A 19,171-nucleotide genomic window follows, 5' to 3' on the forward strand; every position below is an offset into this window, starting at 1 on the left:
CAAAGCCCCATAATATGGGGCTTTCACAGAGTTATCCTAGAGTTATTAACAGCCTTGTGACACTATTTCTGTTTATAAAAGAGGGATAACGCTCCATTGCCGGGACGCAGTCCAATACTCACTGATCACCGTCCGACTCTTCACTAAAGACTTCATCGCGCCACGCGGGCCCCAGCTTCTCTTCAATATAATCACGAATCAGCTTACGCACCATCTGCGAAGGGGTGACATCATCTGCATTGCACAGCTTTTCAAAGGTCGCTTTCTTGTTCGGGTCAATCAGCAGTGTCAGCCGTGCTGTTCTCTTCTCCATAACAACTCCTCTAAACTATTTATGTTAATCATATTAACATTGATTTATACAGTGATGAACATGTAATGTAATCTATATTCTAACAACCACTCAACCGAACCTGAGGCTACATTGCCGGTCGCAGCGTCTTTTATCCGCTGTGACGGCTTAGCGAGAGCAATTATTCATGTCGCATCGTTTACATCTGCACAGTATTAAGCCTTTTAGTGCGCTGCGTGAGAGCCTTAAAGAGGGCTACACCCTGGCTTCCCTATACCGGGACCTGATGGCGGGCATCACGGTTGGCATCATCGCTATTCCATTATCAATGGCGCTGGCGATTGCCAGCGGTGTCCCGCCACAATACGGCCTCTATACCGCCATCATCGCCGGTATTCTGATCCCCCTGACCGGCGGTTCCCGCTATAGCATATCCGGTCCGACTGCGGCTTTTGTCGTGATTTTGTATCCCGTGGCTCAGCAGTTCGGACTCAGTGGGCTGTTGATCGCCTCACTGATGGCAGGCGTGATGCTGGTGTTAATGGCGTTGAGTCGCCTGGGCCGTCTGATTGAATACATTCCCGAACCGGTCACTCTGGGCTTCACCTCAGGCATTGCGGTGGTGATCGCTACCCTGCAGATGAAAGATTTTCTGGGGCTCGAGCTCCCGGAGATGCCAGAAAAATATATCGATAAAGTACTCGCGCTGATCAATGCATTGCCCACCCTGGAACCTGCCGAGTTTCTTATCGGGGCCACAACCCTGGCGGTGTTAGTCGTCTGGCCCCGGTTGCGCATTCCGATTCCGGGGCACCTGCCAGCCGTTGCCATCGGGGTAGCACTGTCTTTACTGCTGGCCAGTGCCGGTTTTGATCTCCAGACCATCGGTTCCCGTTTCAGCTATCAACTGGCTGATGGCACCATCGGTCAGGGTATTCCTCCGGCTTTGCCCGAATTCAACTGGCCCTGGCTGCAGCCGGGGCCGGATGGGCAACCGATCGACTGGGATTTCCATAAACTGACGGCACTGATTCCGATCGCCTTTTCAATTGCGATGCTGGGGGCGATTGAATCACTGCTCTGTGCAGTGGTGCTGGACGGCATGAGTGGCAAGCGCCATCACTCCAACGTCGAACTGCTGGGCCAGGGGGTCGGCAATCTGATAACTCCCTGGTTTGGTGGCATTACCGCAACGGCAGCCATCGCCCGCTCCGCTGCCAACTACCGTGCCGGTGCTCGGTCACCCCTGGCGGCCGTTATTCACGGTCTGGTCGTACTCGTCAGCCTGCTGATACTGGCACCCTGGCTGGCGTATATACCGATGGCCTCAATGGCGGCGATGCTGTTGATGGTCGCCTGGAATATGAGTGAAGCGCCGAAAGTGGTGGAGCTTCTTAAAAAAGCGCCCTCCGGGGATATTCTGGTGCTGCTGACCTGTTTCTCTCTGACCGTGATGATCGATATGGTGGTGGCGATCTCCTTCGGTATTGTCCTTGCTTCCCTGCTGTTCATGCGGGATATCGCCCAGATGACCCGGGTGATCGAGATCAGTGATAACCGCAAACATGTACCCGACTCGCTGCCAGAAGACTGGGGCGTATATAAAATCAGCGGGCCGCTGTTTTTTGCCGCAGCCGACAGAATTTTCTCGGAAATGTTATTGCTCACGGAGCATAAGCAATGCGTCATCCTCTATATGGATGCTGTGCCGATCCTGGATGCCGGCGGATTGTCCGCACTGAATCATTTTCTGGAGGCAAAATTCAAGACGGGTAGCTTTGTTATTATCGCCGACCTGCAATTTCAACCCCTGAAAAATATCGCTAAAGCAGGACTGAAACCGATCGATCAGGCACTGGTTTTCACACCGACACTGGCTGAAGCGATTGAAGTGGCTGGTGCCAAAGTCACACAGGCAAACGCCCTGCCTCACTAACAAGACCGGGCAAAACAGGACTTTTTTTTACATCCCCTGTTTTCAGATGGGCGGCGTTCAAAAAGCAAAAAAACCGCCAGTGATGGCGGTTTTTTCACAGGGCCTGCGCCAGTGTGACCTTCTATTCGTAGTCCTGATAGGCCATCGGTGCCAGATTCTCAAACTTGGTAAACTGACCGATAAACGCCAGACGGTTACTACCGATAGGACCATTACGCTGTTTACCAATGATGATCTCGGCAATGCCCTTATCCGGAGAGTCCTCGTTGTAGACCTCATCCCGGTAGATAAACATGATCACGTCGGCATCCTGCTCGATCGCACCGGATTCCCGCAGGTCAGAGTTAACAGGACGCTTGTTAGGTCGTTGCTCCAGCGCACGGTTCAGCTGCGACAGCGCAACAACCGGGCATTCCAGCTCTTTAGCCAGCGCCTTAAGAGAGCGCGAAATCTCGGAGATCTCCGCCGTACGTCCCTCACTACTCCCCCCTTTCAGTTGCATCAACTGAAGGTAATCCACCATGATCAGAGCGATATCACCATGTTCCCGAACAATACGCCGGGCACGGTTGCGCATCTCTGTCGGACTGATACCGGCAGTGTCATCGATAAACAGCGGCTTATCCCGCAACATATTCACAGCCGTGGTCAGACGGGGCCAGTCATCCTCTTCCAGCTTACCGGAACGTACCCGGGTCTGGTTGATCCGCCCAAGGGAGGAGAGCATCCGCGTGACCAACTGGTCTGCAGGCATCTCGAGGCTGAATACCAGTACCGGTTTATCCTGCGCCATCAGAGCATTTTCGACCAGGTTCATGGCAAAGGTAGTTTTACCCATGGAGGGACGGGCTGCCACGATGATCAGGTCAGAAGGCTGCAAACCTCCGGTGGATTTATCCAACTCTTCAAACCCGGTGGTAACTCCGGTCATCGAGCCTTCGGAGTTAAACAGCTCATCAATCTTATCCACCGCTTTTTTCAGCAGTGGATTAACCCCGACAGGCCCCCCCTCGTTGGGCCGGTCCTCGGCGATCTGAAAGATCTTCTGTTCCGCTTCGCTGAGGATATCCGTGCCTGGACGCCCTTCCGGCATAAAGGCACTTTCGGCAATCTCGTGGGCAACGGTGATCATCTTGCGCAACAGCGCCCGATCACGAACGATCTCGGCATAAGCACGGATATTAGACGCACTGGGGGTATTTCGGGCCAGCTCAACCAGATAGTCGAGTCCGCCCGCCGCATCCAGATTTCCGGTGCGATCCAGCTCTTCAGAGATGGTCACCACATCGATCGGCTGCATATTATTAACCAGCTTCTCAATCGTACGAAAGATCAGCCGGTGATCGTGGCGGTAGAACTGATCTTCCAGCACGATCTCTGATACCGCATCCCAGGCGTTATTATCCAGCATCAGCCCGCCGAGTACGGACTGTTCAGCTTCCTGCGAGTGAGGAGGAACTTTTACCCCCTCCATATCGGCTGAATCAGGATCCAGATAATCCATAAAACTTTATACCTCAACACACAGAATACCCGCTTCAGATCCCCTTGGCCTGAAACGAAAAAAGCACTGCGCAGTATAATACTACGCAGTGCTTCTTAACTCACCCGCTGATCTGAAAGATTCAGATCAAAAGCAGTGCTTACTCGCCAACAACAACGATGCCGACAGTAGCAGTCACTTCCGGGTGCAGCTGAATAGCAACTTCGAACTCACCAGTGGTACGCAGCGCACCTTCTGGCAGACGAACTTCACTCTTAGCCACTTCGATACCTGAAGCTGTAATTGCATCAGCGATATCAGCAGTACCGATAGAACCAAACAGTTTGCCCTCTTCGCCCGCTTTAGCAACGATAGACAGTTCAATTTCGTTCAGTTGTGCAGCACGTGTCTGAGCAGAATTCAGCTTCTCAGATGCAGCAGATTCCAGTTCAGCACGACGTGCTTCAAAAGCTTCCAGATTAGCCGCTGTCGCAGGAACCGCTTTCCCAAAAGGAAGCAGGTAGTTACGACCGTAACCACGCTTAACGGTTACCTTGTCACCCAGGCTACCCAGTTTGCCAATTTTCTCGAGCAGGATAACTTCCATCTCGCAAACCTCTATTTTTACTCTCGCCTGTCAGCGTCTGGCACTCACAGGCTGAAACTTGTTTAATCACCTGCACACATATTTCACATACCTGAATAGGTGCAGCAGGTTAACCGTTATTACTGGTGGCTGTCAGTGTATGGCAGCAGTGCAACGTAACGCGCACGCTTGATAGCTGTTGCCAGTTGACGCTGGTAACGCGCTTTAGTACCAGTGATACGGCTAGGTACGATTTTACCGGTTTCAGTAATGTAACCTTTCAGGGTATCCAGATCTTTGTAATCGATCTCAGTAACGCCTTCAGCGGTAAAACGGCAGAATTTTCTACGACGGAAAAAACGAGCCATGGTATATCTCCTCTAAATATGGGTTAAACCGATTACTCGGCAGCAGCTTCTTCAGCAGCTGGCGCATCAGCAGCCGGAGCTTCTGCAACAGGTGCATCAGTCGCTTCAGCAGACTTTTCAGAACGCTCTTCGCGACGTGGACGACGCTCTTCACGGCCTTCAGCAGCTTTAATTGGAGATACTTCAGTAACCGCATCTTTACGACGAACAACCATGTTACGGATAACCGCATCGTTGTAACGGAAGATGTTGGTTAGCTCGTCCAGAGTTTCCTGAGCACACTCAACGTTCATCAGAACGTAGTGAGCTTTATGGATCTTGTTGATTGGGTAAGCCAGGTGGCGACGACCCCAATCTTCCAGACGGTGGATTTTACCTTCAGATTCTTCAATCAGCTTGGTATAACGCTCAACCATAGCTGGAACCTGCTCACTCTGATTCGGGTGAACCAGAAAAACGATTTCGTAATGACGCATTAATTGCTCCTTACGGTTTATACAGCCTTCAGCCGCATCGAAAAACGGTAGAAAGCAAGGAGTTAGAGTTAGTTTCCTCAATGGCATAGCCAACGGGAGGCGAAATTATACGCGAAGATCGATAAAACACAAACAAATCTACGCTATTTCTGTCCTCTGGTGTTGCAAACCGATATTAACTGGCAGGAGAGATCGACTGACTCATTTTTGCGCAAAACAGTTTTTTGGTATGTTTATCAGGATCTTTGCGAATGGCAGCCCAACAACTGTTGGTGTCTTCAAATTGGGTAAAATTCAGGCCATTGCGCAGATCGATCAGATAGACCTTGTCGTAAAAATCATGGTCATTCCATTCGCTGACCTTTAACCGGGTTTCGATGCAGGTGTAATGAGGCACGATGTTCACGCCGGTTTTCTGCGCCCGGATATAGTGGCGGTAATAGTTTTTACCCCGCTCAGTGCCGCGTATCTGGTAATGAACAAAATCACGGCACTGCTCCAGCTCCGTTACCCGCTTATCTTCCAGCAGCACCGCTTTACTGATGGGCGTACCTTTATAAGTAAACTCACCAAGCAGATAGATCTCTGGCTGCTGGGCAAGGGCCATCGGTGAAGCCAGCAGCGTTGCCAGCAGCACTCCTTTATAAAGCATCGCAATCCTCCTGATTATAGCGAAACAGAGTTGTAGGGATGAGTTTTCACAATATCGCAGGCTAACGCATCTCAGCCTTTTATTCGACCTCTGGGCCAAAAAACGATGACAACTGACCGAATATTCATGATGGTGGTCATGTTTGTGCACTAAAGCGGCGCCGAAACTCTCGTGGCGTCAGCCCGGTGATCTTAATAAACACTTTTCTGAAAGCACTGACATCATCGTATCCGCTACTCAGCGCGATCACCTCAATACTATCAGCTGAGCTTTCAAGCGCGTCGCAGGCTTTGCTGATGCGCAACTGCTGGATATACTCTTTTGGCTTATACCCGGTCGCCCGGACAAAACGCCGGAGAAAGGTCCGCTCGGTCAGATGGCACTCCTCTGCCAACTGTTTCACCGTCACGCTGGTCTGAGTATGACTTTGTAAATAGTGCTGACTCTTCAGAACAGCGCGGTCGCCATGATCAAATGGCGGGATAAAGCAGCGATAATAGCGTTGCTGACGGGGGGCGGTATCCACCACCAGCTGCTTACCTAACTGGCGCATCAAAGCCGGACTACCAAACTGAGCCACCAGCTCCAGTCCCAGATCCAGCCAGGCCATCAGGCCTCCGGCAGTCATCAGATCACCATCATTAATCAGTATCCTGCTGTCATCCACGCGAACCCCGGGAAACCGCTGAGCCAACTGATCAGCCAGCATCCAGTGGGTGGTCGCCGCGCGCTGATTAAGCAAACCGGTCTGCGCCAGAAGAAAAGCCCCGGCGCAGACTGAACAGAGTAACGCCCCTGACCCATGCATCGCTTTAAGCCATCCGCTCAACACCGGCTGTTCATCGGTGTAGAAACGACCCTCAATACAGGGGGGTAAAATAACCACCTGCGGAGCATCACTGCCAACAGACACAGACGAGCCGGTTAACTCAGCGCCCGACAACACCTGTACCTCAAAATGCACCCCTTCTGCCCGCGCCAGAGCCAAACGATTGGCCATGCCAAACAACTCAGACAGCCCCTCAATGGCGGATCTCATCCCCCCTGGATAGCCGATAACCGCAACGTGGATTGTTTTCATAAATACCGACACTATATGTCATGTCACTTACATATCATTTATATGTCATTTATTGCTCTAAATATGTCAAAAACGACTCCAGTATAGCGTGCGGAGTCAACGGATAATAGTTATATCAACCGATACTATTGAAGAGGTATAGCTATGACACAGATTCAGCCAAACACAGCACTGCTGCTGATCGACATTCAGAACGACTATTTTCCGGGTGGCAAATGGGAACTGGTTAACACTCAGCGGGCTGCGGATAACGGCGCGAAACTGCTGACCGCTTTTCGTGAAAAACAGATGCCGGTTATCCATGTACGCCATGAGTTTGAATCAGTTGAGGCGCCGTTCTTTGTTCCCGGTTCTCAAGGCGCACAGATCCACAGCACCGTTGCGGCCGAGGGCGACGAACCGGTGGTTTTAAAGCACTCAGCAAACTGTTTTAAAGAAACTGATCTGCAAGAGATCCTCAAAAGCCTGAATATTGAAAATCTGATTGTGGCCGGCGCGATGAGCCATATGTGTATCGACGCAGGTGTGCGTGCCGCAGCGGACCTGGGATACAACGTCACCGTCGCCCAGGATGCCTGCGCCACAAAGGATCAGGAATTCAATGGCATCACCATCCCCGCTGAGCAGGTGCACGCATCATTTATGGCGGCACTGGCATTTGCCTATGCAAGGGTGGAAGATACTGAGATTTTGTTGGAAGAGATGAAGTAATTCGGGGCTGGGGTGAACTGCCCCAATTAACACAGCCATTTTAATTGTAGGAGCGGCTTCCAGCCGCGAGAAATATGTGAAAATTTTCATTCGCGGCTGGAAGCCGCTCCTACAAATACAAAGAAGGCTTTTCCGGGCAACGGGCAAGTCACGCTCTTTGTGACGTCGAGATAAACAACGAGCGACGGCTGTTATGCTACCTCAACAATCTCAAAACTGTGGCTAATCTCGACCCCACCCTTTTCCAGCATCAGTGAAGCGGAGCAGTACTGTTCAGCCGAAAGCTTAACCGCACGCTCAACCTTCTTTTCGTTCAGGCCGCGACCGGAAACAATGAATTTCACATGGATCTTAGTGAACACCGCAGGTACCGCATCGGCACGTTCAGCATCGATCTCTGCCACACAGTCAACCACATCCTGCCGGGTTTTCTTCAGAATGCCGATCACATCATAAGAGGTGCAGCCGCCCAGTCCCAGCAGCATCAGTTCCATTGGCCGGGGCCCCTGCTTCAGCTCGCCATCAATGGTAATTTCAAACCCGGAACCGGTGGTTCCCTTGAAACGGACATCGCCATCCCATTTTACTTTTGCTTGCATAGTATCTGTATCTTCTTTCAATCGTTATTATCTGGCGAACAGTTCAGCCAGCTTACTGCCCGGATCAGCGGCCCGCATAAAGGCTTCACCCACCAGGAAACTGTCCACCTGATGCTCACGCATGGCGATCACATCATCACGGCAGAGAATCCCGCTTTCGGTGACCACGATGCGATCATCAGGCACCCTGTCCAGCAACTCAAAGGTGTGTTCAAGTGACACTTCAAAGGTGTGCAGGTTGCGATTATTGATCCCCACCAGAGTGTTACCGAGCGGCAGAGAACGCTCCAGTTCAGCCTGGTTATGCACTTCAATCAGTACGTCCATGCCCAGCTCCAGCGCCAGGGCATTGAGGTCCGCCATCTGAGCATCGTCCAGCGCGGCCACGATCAGCAGGATACAGTCGGCACCGATCGCCCGGGCTTCGTAAATCTGATAAGGGTCAACAATAAAATCTTTACGGATAACCGGCAGGGAACAGGCGGCACGCGCCTCCATCAGGAAGGCTTCGCTGCCCTGAAAGAAATCGGCATCGGTGAGCACTGAGAGACAACTGGCACCACCCGCTTCATAGGAACGGGCAATATCCGCCGGCACAAAAGGATCACGGATCACCCCTTTAGAAGGGCTGGCTTTTTTCGCTTCAGCAATAATAGCTGAACGTCCTGCAGCCAGTGTTTTCGCCATATTCGCGACAAAACCCCGGGGATCGGTTGCACTGCCCTGCTGGTCGGCGATCTGCGCCTTCAGGTCAGCAATGCTTTTTACCGGCTGACGCTCAGCAATCTCTTCATATTTGCGCGCAATAATTTTTTTCAGCACGGTGGGTGTATCGGTCATCGTTGTTCAGTCCTTCAGCGACTGGCTAAACTCCGCCAGCTGTTGCATTTTATTCAGTGCCGCGCCCGAGCGGATCGCGTCCAGTGCTTTTGCCACACCCTCTTTATGGCTGGACGCCAGACCACTCAGATAGATCGCCGCGCCGGCATTCAGCGCCACCATCGATGCCGCCTTTTTAGCAGCCAGATCTTCAGCACCGGAGAAGGCTTTCTTAATCAGTTCCAGTGACTGGGCCGGACTCTCAATAATCAGGCCGATCAGACTCTGACTCTCAACACCGAGATCTTCAGGTGACAAACGATACTCAGTAATCTCACCGTCTTTCAGCTCAGCCACATAGGTGTGGGTTGCCAGACTGATCTCATCCAGACCATCATCCGCATGTACCACCATGATATGTTCGCCGCCCAGTTGCTGCATCACCTCAGCCATCGGCCGACAGAGTTTCTTGGTAAACACACCAATCACCAGGCGCTGTGCGCCAGCCGGATTGGTCATCGGCCCGAGAATATTAAATACCGTGCGGGTAGCCAGTGCCCGACGGGCACCGATGGCGTGTTTCATCGCACCATGAAAACCCGGTGCAAACATAAAGCCAACACCGACCTCATCGATACAGCGGGCTACGGCATCGGCCCCCAGATCCAGGTTGATCCCCGCCTGTTCCAGCAGATCTGCACTGCCACTGCTGGAGGAAACCCCACGGTTACCATGTTTGGCCACATGAACACCGCAAGCCGCCGCGACAAAAGCGCTGGCAGAGGAGACATTAAACAGGTTGGCACCATCGCCACCGGTACCGACGATATCGACCAACGGCGCAGAGGTTGCTTTTACCGGCGTCGCCAGCTCACGCATCACCTGAGCAGCCCCGGTAATCTCATCGATCGACTCACTCTTCATCCGCAATGCAACCAGAAACCCGGCGATCTGAGATTCAGAACACTCACCGGTCATCACCTGACGCATCACTTCAACCATTTCGTCACGGCTCAGATCAATATGATCAACTACCCGCGCCAGCGCTTCTTTGATATCCATTGTGTCGTCCTTATGCTCGGTTTAAAAAGTTTTGCAGCAGATCATGGCCCTGCTGAGTGAGGATCGATTCCGGGTGGAACTGCACCCCTTCAATATCCAGCTCTTTATGCCGCACACCCATAATCTCATCGACAGAGCCATCCTCATTCTGAGTCCAGGCGGTGATCTCCAGGCAGTCTGGCAAAGTATTCTTATCGATCACCAGTGAATGATAGCGGGTAACCGACACCGGATTCTCCAGCCCGGCAAACACCCCGGTATTATTGTGATATACCGGTGAGACCTTGCCATGCATCACCTGACGGGCACGCACCACATCACCGCCAAACGCCTGGCCCATACTCTGATGACCCAGACAGATACCAAAGATCGGCAGTTTACCGGCAAAATGCTTAATCGCCGGTACCGAGATACCCGCTTCATTTGGCGTACAGGGGCCGGGAGAGATCACCAGCTGAGAGGGATTCAGGGCTTCGATCTGTTCGATGGTAATTTCATCATTACGATACACCTGAACGTCAGCGCCCAGCTCACCCAGATATTGCACGACGTTATAGGTAAACGAGTCGTAGTTATCGATCATTAGCAGCATATCAATATTTAACCTATTGATTTATATAATTAATAACATCGAGCCTTATTCAGGTTACCCGGTTTATAAACCTAAGAAATCGAAACTGAGCAGCAGATGGCCTCGAAGAACAGCCGATTATAGTACAGTAACCTAATTCTGGATAACACTGATGCGCGATGAAAACCGCCCATGGAGGGGCTAACAGAGGAAAACGGCTATAAACAGCCCAAGAAAAAATACCTGCCTATCCGTTTCCAGGATATTCAGGTATGGAATGTGATCGCCGTTGAGGGAGCATGAGCACTGCTTTTTTAAAGACAGCAGCAGGCCCGCCGGCTCAACAGAACCTGGCGGGCAAAGCAGCGTTAACTGGCAGAGAACTTCTCATAATGGATCGCACTATTGGCCATCTGCCGTTGATCCAGCCAGCCCTTAACGGCATCCACCATCGGCGGTGGTCCGCAAAGGTAGAGATCAACCTCGCCGTCGTTGAAATGGCTATCCTCAAACAGATCGGTAACCACTCCAACAGGGCCCTGCCAGACATCGTTTTCTTTCATCACGATGCTGTAGTAGCTGAAGTCAGGCAGCTTTTCTGCAAACGCCTGGATACGTTCTATCTCACACAGATCAGCCACCTGAGTGACGCCGTAAAACAGCGTGATCGGCTGATCACAGCGTTGTGGATTTTCAACCAGCTGATCGAGCATGCCGAGAAACGCCGCCAGCCCGGTTCCGCCGGCAACAAAGATCAGCGGACGCCTGATCTGATGCAGATAAAACGCTCCCAGCGGCGCCTTCAGCTTCATGCGGTCGCCCGGTTGCGCCCGGTCACGCAGATAATCGCTCATCACCCCCTGCGGCAGCAGACGGATCAGAAACTGCAGCTGATTCGTCTCATTTGGCGCACAGGCAAAGGAGTAGGAACGCCACTCCTCGGTACCCGGCACATTCACATGGGCATACTGCCCCGGCAGAAAATCCAACTGATCACCAAGGGCCCTGGCATCGATGTAAACCACCGCGGCGGATTCTGATACCAGGTCGATGCTGGTAATCACGGCCTCCAGTTCTTCCGGCCCGGAGCTGGTACAGAGCGTTGACTCAAAGCCAAACTCGATGGCGCAATCGGATGCCACCCGCATCTGACAGGTCAGCACACTGCCCTGCTCAAGATCTGACTGACTCAACGCATCCTCATCAACATATTCAAGCTGGTAATCCCCGGAGCTGCAGCGTCCTTTACAGGTAGCACAAACACCCTCACGACAATCCACCGGAATCGTAATCCCCTGACGCAGGGCCGCATCAAGCACGGTTTCTCCAGCATTAACACCGATAAATCGGGTGCGCCCGTCACTGAAATTCAAAGCAACTTTATTCATAAAACACCTCAGAGAATCTTCGTCTGATACAAGACCGGAATCATCGACAAACAGACCATTGCAGCAGCCCGCGAAGGGGAAAAAGCGGGCTCTGCTCTGAAGCCTGAAGCTCTTAAAACCGACCTTAATACCGACCTGATAACCGATCAGACGTGATAGAAATCAAGCACATGACGAATCTTATCGTTCAATAAAATCGATTGCTTACGAAGCACTTTCCAACGGTCACCTTCTGACCGAAGAGTGTATTCAACCCGGCCAAAGAAGGCCTCAGATTCACCGAAGCGGTAAAAATGGGTCACCCAGTTAGCTTTCACCTTCCAGGTACCATCCGCCTGCTCCTCCCCCTGCACATTGTTAACACTGTGCAGGGTACGGGGCATCGGGGTACAGGCCGCCGACTTACCGGTGCGGATGCGGAATACCCGATCCTCAAGACCCGCCCGGGTGGCATAGTAGATCAGCGACATCTCCCGTTTAGGGTCGGTGGTATGCACATGCTCCGAATCCCACTGGGGAATATGAAACTCAGCATTCTCATCAAAGGTTGCCAGATACTCATCCCACTGCTGACGATCACAATGCTCGGACTGTTTATAGAGAAACTGCTCAATACTCTGCAATGCAGCGCTTTTCATTTCGGTGCTCATCACTTTTCCTCCTGCTGCAGCTTACGATCCAGCCCCTGCAGCAGATAACGCTGCCAGGTAGAGTGCTGATTGACATAGAGACCTTCATGGGTGAACTCGGTGCCGGTGATAGCCGGATTAATCCCCAGAGCTTTGGTGTTCGCGGTGGCTTCGCGGGTCCACTTATCACAGCCACGGGAAATGTCATTCCAGCGTTCCAGGCGCGCTTCAAAACCCTTCTGCGCTTCGCGGAACTCCACCAGATCATCCGGCGTCCCCATACCGGAAACGTTAAAGAAGTCTTCAAACTGACGGATCCGGTTTTCCCGGTCATCATCGGATTCACCTTTAACTCCCAGACAGAAGCTATGCACTTCGGTTTTATTCCAGGCAACCGGACGGACAACCCGCAACTGAGAGCTGATCTGATCCATAAAGAACAGACTTGGGTAGATGTTAAGATTACGCAAACGGTGCATCATCCACTGCGCCCGGCTTTCACCATACTCTTCAATCAGGCGAGGCATAACCGAGGCGTAACCCGGGCGAACTTCAGGGTTGGGCATGTCGCTGAAGAGAATGGTGTGACCGTTGTTAAAGGCAAACCAGCCATCATCAGTTTCCTTATCGCCCGCCCCCAGCTTGCTGTAGTCGAGCACTTTTTTGCCAGCCCCATGCTTTTCTACTTCCAGCTGCTGACGATACTGCACCGTCGCAACATAGTTGTAGTGCACGGTACTGACGTGATAACCATCCAGGCCATTTTCGTTCTGCAGTTTCCAGTTTCCATCAAAGGTATAGGAGGAGGACCCCGGCAGCACTTCCAGCTCACCGCTCTCTGACTGCGCCACCATCATGTCAAAACCGATACGGGCATCGCCGAGAAAATCTTCCAGAGACTCAGTGCAGGCGGTATTCAGATTGATAAAAATAAATCCCTTATACGAGCTGATCAGCGCTTTACGCAGCCCCCGGGTGGACTTATCAAAGTCATCGGGATATTCACCGGGCGCCTTGACCTTCACCAGCCGTCCGTCGGTCTTATAGCACCACGCATGGAAGGGACAGGTAAAGGTAGACTGGTTGCCGCGACATACCCGTGTCAGAGTGGCGCCACGATGCTGACAGGCATTGATCAGCGCATTCAGTTCACCATTACCATCACGGGTGATGATCATCGCCTGGCGACCCGCCTGCATGGTAAAAAAGTCATGGGGGTTGGCGACCTGGCTCTCATGGCAGGCATAGATCCAGGTGTTCTCAAAGATCAGATCCATTTCGATATCGAAAAGATCACGATCGGTAAACATCTCGCGGGCCACCCGGTATACATTTTCTTCGGGACGGAAGTCGGTCAGTCCTTCAACCTTAGCGCGCCACTCAAGCAGTGTTTGTTTCGAATTAGTTTTCATTGATTCAGTCTCCTGGCTGAGCGCATTGATTAAAACTTCACAACCGTTTTTATCCAGAAAGCATCACCCTTAGGCCGGTTTTCAACGGCCATCTCTTTTTGATACTTAACGGATAAAAAGAAGCCTTTGCCGTTATCGAACTTAATCGCAGGACCGATCGCAAAAGCCTGGCCCTTATTACCGATATCGGTGCCGCTGACTTCATCTCCGGTTAACTGTTTGTAGGCATACCCGCCGACACCGATCACCCAGTTGGGTGATACGCCGTAACCCAGGGAGTAATCAGCATGCAACTCCTGACCCGACCGATAGTTGGTATCATCATTTTCGAAGTTGTAGTCGTACATCACTTTTACCCCCCAGTTGAGGCCGGCAGGATCAATATGGGAGGCGGCGTAGATACCCTGAACAGTCCAGTAGTTACGGCCGATATTGGCCAGGCGGGATGCATCGTATTCACCGGTTGGCGCGATCACATCGACACCGACAGCGGTATGAAACTGAGGACTATGATGAAAGGCCAGCGCTGCCGTCAGATCCAGATCACCAATACCCGATTCGCTATCGTTCATCCCCATGACCGATACATCCAGATCAACCAATGGCAGCAAACCGGCAAAAATCAGCTGACCACCGAACAACGTTTTATCGGTGACATAAAGCAGTCGTGGCGCCAGAACATCGGCTTTCAGGCTGAAGCTGATCGGCAGACTTTTACCATCATTACCCTTAAAATCATCCGCTTCATAATGCTCGGCATAGATCAGCGGATAGACCCCGGGTGGTGGCAAAGCTCCCACCAGCAGATCTTCAGCCCCCATAGGGTAGTTTGAGCCACCGCCCTCCGTCGCCTGAACCTGGGTAGTGATTAAAGATGCCCCGATCAGGCACCCCATTGCATAGTTAACGGTACGTTTCATGAGTGGTTATTCCTTATTATTAGTCTGATCAGAGCCCGGCGACTGCCGGACTCAACGGCGCAGGGTTCAGTCACAAAGTTGCTTAAAACCACCCCGGTAAAACACCAGAGGTTCACCCTCATCAACCCGGTCAAAGTCCAGCACCCGACCGACAATCAACAGGTGATCACCGGCGACACGGGTAAACTCCACCTGACACTGCAGGGTTGCCAAAGCATCCTCCAGCAGCGGCACCCCTGTTGAACTCAGGCGATACTGAACACCGGAAAACTTGTCCTCGGAGCGGGTCGCCAGCTGCATCGCCAGATCCCCCTGACGCTGACTGAGGATGTTCACATTGAAATATTTACCTTCATCAAATGCCGACACACTGGGTGAGGTCAGTACCAGACTCCACAAAATCAGCGCCGGATCTAACGACAGCGATGAGAAAGAGTTGGCGGTAATCCCCACCAACTGATCGTTCTCGCCACGTGCGGTAATAGCGGTCACGCCGGTGGCAAACATACCAAAAGTGTTGCGCAGCTCGCGGGTATCAATCAGCGGCACTTCAACGGCTGGTGTGGCGTTTATGGATTGTGTATTAGACGCAGTCATCTCAGGCCTCCTGTTTAAAGTATTCGCCAACGACCTGATTACAGGCATCTGCATTGGTCCACCAGGGCATCAGATCCACCGGATTGTTAAACCCGTTGGCGATGGTTTTAGCCAGGTCCGGTGACTGCTGTGCGGCACCCAGCAGGTTGAGGGTATGGTTCTCAGGAGGCAGCAGGATGCTGTTGGTCCAGCCGACCACATCTTTGGCATAAGCCCAGTACGTTTCGAAGGTATCCTTCATCCAGCTTTCATCGAATGGCTGATCACCCCGGGCAAGAATCGAATCCAGATAGATCTTGCTGCACTTCGCGCCATTATTTGATCCCTGACCGGTGATCGGATCGTTGACCACCAGCGCATCCGCCATCCCCAGCACTTTACGTCCGGAAGGCAGGGTCAGTACGGGCTTACGTACCGTTGGCGGGAAGCGCCCGGCCAGTACACCATTGTCATCGGTCAGCTGAATATTCTTGCAACGTTCCGCTTCCCAGGGGCAGTAGGTATTGACGATCTCAAGGCTGCGGGCCAGGTGTTGTTCCGGGGTTTCCACATCGCCCCAGCAATCCATCGGGCCACCCGGAATACCTTCAAACACCATGATTTCACAGGGACCGCTGAGCGTCAGCGCAGGGAAACAGAAGTATTCACCGACCCCGGGGATCAGGTTGAAAGCGACCCGCGAGAACGGTTCTTTAGGCGTCATACCATGCACATAGGTGAGCGCTAAGGCGCGTTGGGGTTTATCAAACACTGAACGCCCGGCATCACGTTCAAACTGCCGGACAATCTCGCCCTTACCGGCGGCCAGCAACACCAGATCGTGAGAGGCTGCCAGCTCTTCAAGCTCTTCAATGCCGGCATCCCGGAACACCAGCTCGCCCCCCAGACGGACAAATTCATCCATCCATACCGGCATCTTCAGACGCTGATCCACGGACTGGGCTTTGTGGTCGATAGGTGCCGCCCAGTCGATCAGTTTTTCGCCCGGACGCTCAGGGTTCGGAACCGTAAGACCGATCCCCTCAACCGGCGGACAGTCGTTTTCCCAGAAATTAAGCCCCAGCTCTCTTTCGGTATTCAGCGCCATATCGAACATGCACTGACTTGAGGTGACCCGGCCGGAACGAATATCGTCCTGGGTCCGGTTAGATAACATCGTGACCTGATAGCCCTGTTTCAAAAGGCCGATTCCAGTCTGAAGGCCGGACTGTCCGGCACCGATAATTGCGATTTTACGTGACATAAAATTTACTCCAGATTTTATTTTTATTGCCGGCTTACTCTGCGAGTTTGGGGATTGCAGGGGTTCGTTGTTCCGGACCAATCGCGGAATAACCACCATCAACCGCGTAATCAGCGGCGGTCACAAAACTGGCCTGCTCAGAACAGAGAAACAGCACCACTTCGGCTACTTCCCGGGGATCACCCAGACGCCCCAGCATGTGGAAATCAGCAGCAACCTGATCCGCTTTAGCCCGGTTGCCACCACTGACTTCATTGATCACCCTGGACCAGGTCCAGCCCGGAGAAACTGAATTGACCCGGATGCCATCTTCAGCAAAGTCCATCGCCATACTGCGGGTCAGATGACGGATCGCCGCCTTGCTGACGGGGTAAAGCCAGCGACCGGTCTGAGCGATCTGTGATGAGATACTGCTGAAGTTGACGATCGCGCCGCCACCACGCCTGACCATCAGCGGCCGGGCGATATTGGCCGCCATCACGGCACTGACCACATTGATATCCAGTGCGGTGAGCCAGTCTGCCCGGGAAGAGGCCTGCCCTTCATCCAGATAGCTGCAGGCGAGGTTGATCAGATAATCAACGCCACCAAAGCGGCTTTCAGCACGGTTGATCGCGGCCGTCAGCTGCTCATCATCGGTGATATCCGCTGCGACAAACTGTGCTTTGGCGCCCAGCCGGTCTGCCAGAGCAGCACCCGCCGCCGCATCGATATCGATCACAGTGACACTCGCACCCGCTTCGATAAACACCTCGGCAACCGCCGCTCCGATCAGGGTTGCACCACCGGTAACAATGACACTGCGGTCGTTAAACAGGCTCATTGTGCACCTCCCTGATCCAGCCCCTCACTGTCGGGCCAATTCGGCATCAGCGTATTGGAAGGCAGAGTCTCATCCAGCAATTTTGCCGCCGACTCCTGTCCGGCAACCGGCAGGCCATGAGGGTCCAGCTTGCCAATCTGCACCAATACAGAGGCCTGATCCCAATAGATATGTTCGTGATACAGCTTGTCACCACGGAACTTAACCACCGCCACCAGCGGCACTTCAACGTATTTTCCGGTTGGCTCAATACCCGGCAGCATCCAGTCGATGACACGGTCATGGGTGAAGGTGAACAGCAGTTCATCAACAATCTGGGTTGCTCCAATGGTGCGGGAGATCGGGATAAGCGCCGTATCCGCAGGATTCACATCAACAAAGTGATTTTTGTAGAAGCGATAGAGGTTTTTATAGCCCACCCCACCGGTCATATTGGGGATATGGTTGACGTAGGGTTCAGCCACCATGGTCGCCATAGTGTCATCCACATTGCGGGTATCAAATTCATACTCGCAATGTTTATCCCACAGGTAGGACAGGTCATAATGCGGGCCGATCACTTGACGGAACGCGGTGACCGAACGCTGGTGAGCCATCAGGGCCGAAGGCTTGTGATAATGCTCTGCCCCCTCCCGGGCAAACGCATGATCAACGCCGGGATAGGTATACAGTTCCACATGTTCCTGATCACCCAGCGCCGCATAGATATCGTTGCGCGCCGCTGCGGGGCAGTACTCATCATTACCGGCAAAGTGCAGCACCAGCCGGCCACTGATATTCACCGCCTCATGCAGATGGTTTTCAATGCCCATACCGTAATAACCGACGGCAGCATCAACATCACAGCGGCAGGCTGTCAGGTAGGACAAGCGGGCACCCAGACAGAACCCCAGTGCACCAACCTTGCCGTTGCACTCAGGCAGCCCTTTCAGAACACTGATCGCCGCGTCGATATCCTCAACACCCAGATCCTGATCAAAGCCCTGATAAAAACCAAACGCTTTTTCCCATTCTGCCGGGCTGTATTCCAGCTGCACACCTGGTTCCTGACGCCAGAACAGATCAGGCGCCAGTACCACATAGCCCTCCTCTGCATAATAGTCAGCCACCTTACGCATGGTTTCGTTGATACCAAATATCTCTTGCAGCAAGACAATACCCGGCCCTTCACCCGCAGCCGGTACCGCCAGATAGCCTTTAAAACTGCCACTGCCATCTTTTGCCTGGATATCTATCATGGTGCCCATAGCACGCCTCCTGAATGTTGTTGTTTTTCTCGAATCGTTATTTATCCTCGAATATCAGGCAGGCAATTACGCTCCGAAAAATGCGGCGACTATCCACAAGGTGCTAAAAGATGATCTGGCTCAATGATTCATGAAATCGGCTTAACGCCTGTCAACGCGGGCCATCCGGTCAGTGCGGTGACTATCCAGTTAGCGCAGGTTATTGACTGATGCGTGAAATTTGTACAGAAGCTGGGGAGAACCCCACTATACTTAAATCCATCAATATGCAATATA

The 19,171-nt window shown here is 52.6% G+C and carries 22 protein-coding genes; 3 read left to right on the top strand and 19 right to left on the bottom strand.

The annotated features are described in order from the left end of the window. Positions 1-118: 118 nt before the first annotated feature. A complete protein-coding gene (locus tag JW499_RS06555) occupies positions 119-313 on the bottom strand; it encodes a CopG family transcriptional regulator (protein WP_205209845.1) in 195 nt (64 codons plus the stop codon). Between the two features lie 166 nt (positions 314-479). Here JW499_RS06555 and dauA point away from each other — a divergent pair, with 166 nt between their 5' ends. Then, positions 480-2,228, top strand: coding sequence for a C4-dicarboxylic acid transporter DauA (dauA, locus tag JW499_RS06560; protein WP_205209846.1), 1,749 nt, complete (start codon positions 480-482; stop codon positions 2,226-2,228). Between the two features lie 121 nt (positions 2,229-2,349). Here dauA and dnaB read toward each other — a convergent pair whose 3' ends face one another. The 6 genes from dnaB to JW499_RS06590 form a co-directional block, all read right to left on the bottom strand. Further along, entirely contained in the window at positions 2,350-3,732 is a 1,383-nt protein-coding gene (gene dnaB, locus JW499_RS06565; protein WP_091360025.1) for a replicative DNA helicase, read from the bottom strand. Between the two features lie 139 nt (positions 3,733-3,871). After that, positions 3,872-4,318 (bottom strand): 50S ribosomal protein L9, encoded by a 447-nt coding sequence (gene rplI, locus JW499_RS06570; RefSeq protein ID WP_205209847.1) that lies wholly within the window; start codon positions 4,316-4,318, stop codon positions 3,872-3,874. Positions 4,319-4,437: 119 nt separating this feature from the next. Next, complete coding sequence (gene rpsR, locus JW499_RS06575) at positions 4,438-4,665, bottom strand: 30S ribosomal protein S18 (RefSeq protein ID WP_019622438.1); 228 nt, start codon at positions 4,663-4,665, stop codon at positions 4,438-4,440. Positions 4,666-4,697: 32 nt separating this feature from the next. Next, on the bottom strand, positions 4,698-5,141 hold the full coding sequence (gene rpsF / locus JW499_RS06580; RefSeq protein ID WP_205209848.1) for a 30S ribosomal protein S6: 444 nt from the start codon (positions 5,139-5,141) through the stop codon (positions 4,698-4,700). A 175-nt stretch (positions 5,142-5,316) separates the two neighbouring features. Next, complete coding sequence (locus JW499_RS06585) at positions 5,317-5,793, bottom strand: hypothetical protein (RefSeq protein ID WP_205209849.1); 477 nt, start codon at positions 5,791-5,793, stop codon at positions 5,317-5,319. Positions 5,794-5,929: 136 nt separating this feature from the next. Beyond that, positions 5,930-6,874, bottom strand: a complete 945-nt coding sequence (locus JW499_RS06590; RefSeq protein ID WP_205209850.1) for a GlxA family transcriptional regulator — start codon at positions 6,872-6,874, stop codon at positions 5,930-5,932. Positions 6,875-7,018: 144 nt separating this feature from the next. On the opposite strand from JW499_RS06590, the gene JW499_RS06595 reads away from it, so the two are divergent. Beyond that, positions 7,019-7,585: a cysteine hydrolase family protein gene (locus tag JW499_RS06595; protein WP_205209851.1), complete on the top strand. Its 567-nt coding sequence runs from the start codon at positions 7,019-7,021 to the stop codon at positions 7,583-7,585. Between the two features lie 191 nt (positions 7,586-7,776). Here JW499_RS06595 and JW499_RS06600 read toward each other — a convergent pair whose 3' ends face one another. The 12 genes from JW499_RS06600 to JW499_RS06655 all read right to left on the bottom strand — a co-directional run bounded on the left by JW499_RS06600 (position 7,777) and on the right by JW499_RS06655 (position 18,895). Continuing rightward, complete coding sequence (locus tag JW499_RS06600; RefSeq protein WP_205209852.1) at positions 7,777-8,184, bottom strand: OsmC family protein; 408 nt, start codon at positions 8,182-8,184, stop codon at positions 7,777-7,779. Between the two features lie 27 nt (positions 8,185-8,211). Further along, positions 8,212-9,024 carry an indole-3-glycerol phosphate synthase TrpC gene (gene trpC / locus JW499_RS06605; protein ID WP_205209853.1) on the bottom strand — a complete coding sequence of 271 codons (813 nt, stop codon included), beginning with the start codon at positions 9,022-9,024 and terminating at the stop codon, positions 8,212-8,214. A gap of 6 nt (positions 9,025-9,030) precedes the next feature. Beyond that, complete coding sequence (gene trpD, locus JW499_RS06610; RefSeq protein ID WP_205209854.1) at positions 9,031-10,065, bottom strand: anthranilate phosphoribosyltransferase; 1,035 nt, start codon at positions 10,063-10,065, stop codon at positions 9,031-9,033. Positions 10,066-10,075: 10 nt separating this feature from the next. Then, positions 10,076-10,657 (bottom strand): aminodeoxychorismate/anthranilate synthase component II, encoded by a 582-nt coding sequence (locus tag JW499_RS06615; RefSeq protein ID WP_205209855.1) that lies wholly within the window; start codon positions 10,655-10,657, stop codon positions 10,076-10,078. Between the two features lie 347 nt (positions 10,658-11,004). Further along, complete coding sequence (gene antC / locus JW499_RS06620) at positions 11,005-12,024, bottom strand: anthranilate 1,2-dioxygenase electron transfer component AntC (protein ID WP_205209856.1); 1,020 nt, start codon at positions 12,022-12,024, stop codon at positions 11,005-11,007. A 146-nt stretch (positions 12,025-12,170) separates the two neighbouring features. Continuing rightward, positions 12,171-12,674 carry an anthranilate 1,2-dioxygenase small subunit gene (gene antB, locus JW499_RS06625; RefSeq protein WP_232846267.1) on the bottom strand — a complete coding sequence of 168 codons (504 nt, stop codon included), beginning with the start codon at positions 12,672-12,674 and terminating at the stop codon, positions 12,171-12,173. Then, the gene (antA, locus tag JW499_RS06630; RefSeq protein WP_205209857.1) at positions 12,674-14,065 is read right to left on the bottom strand and encodes an anthranilate 1,2-dioxygenase large subunit; all 1,392 of its coding nucleotides are present in this window, start codon (positions 14,063-14,065) and stop codon (positions 12,674-12,676) included. Before antA ends, antB begins: the two co-directional genes overlap by 1 nt. A 29-nt stretch (positions 14,066-14,094) precedes the next feature. Next, on the bottom strand, positions 14,095-14,985 hold the full coding sequence (locus JW499_RS06635) for a SphA family protein (protein ID WP_205209858.1): 891 nt from the start codon (positions 14,983-14,985) through the stop codon (positions 14,095-14,097). A gap of 66 nt (positions 14,986-15,051) precedes the next feature. Beyond that, entirely contained in the window at positions 15,052-15,582 is a 531-nt protein-coding gene (locus tag JW499_RS06640; protein ID WP_205209859.1) for a flavin reductase family protein, read from the bottom strand. A gap of 1 nt (position 15,583) precedes the next feature. Then, positions 15,584-16,825, bottom strand: coding sequence for a styrene monooxygenase/indole monooxygenase family protein (locus JW499_RS06645; protein WP_205209860.1), 1,242 nt, complete (start codon positions 16,823-16,825; stop codon positions 15,584-15,586). A 34-nt stretch (positions 16,826-16,859) separates the two neighbouring features. Beyond that, positions 16,860-17,648: an SDR family oxidoreductase gene (locus JW499_RS06650; RefSeq protein ID WP_205209861.1), complete on the bottom strand. Its 789-nt coding sequence runs from the start codon at positions 17,646-17,648 to the stop codon at positions 16,860-16,862. Next, positions 17,645-18,895 carry a dienelactone hydrolase family protein gene (locus JW499_RS06655; protein WP_205209862.1) on the bottom strand — a complete coding sequence of 417 codons (1,251 nt, stop codon included), beginning with the start codon at positions 18,893-18,895 and terminating at the stop codon, positions 17,645-17,647. The genes JW499_RS06650 and JW499_RS06655 overlap by 4 nt, the downstream gene beginning before the upstream one ends. Between JW499_RS06655 and JW499_RS06660 the strand changes: the two genes are divergently transcribed. Then, the gene (locus JW499_RS06660) at positions 18,885-19,022 is read left to right on the top strand and encodes a hypothetical protein (RefSeq protein WP_205209863.1); all 138 of its coding nucleotides are present in this window, start codon (positions 18,885-18,887) and stop codon (positions 19,020-19,022) included. The two genes, JW499_RS06655 and JW499_RS06660, sit on opposite strands and share 11 nt — an antisense overlap. Positions 19,023-19,171 lie beyond the last annotated feature (149 nt).

The sequence above is a fragment of the Amphritea pacifica genome (assembly GCF_016924145.1).
In the GTDB taxonomy this organism is placed as follows: domain Bacteria; phylum Pseudomonadota; class Gammaproteobacteria; order Pseudomonadales; family Balneatricaceae; genus Amphritea; species Amphritea pacifica.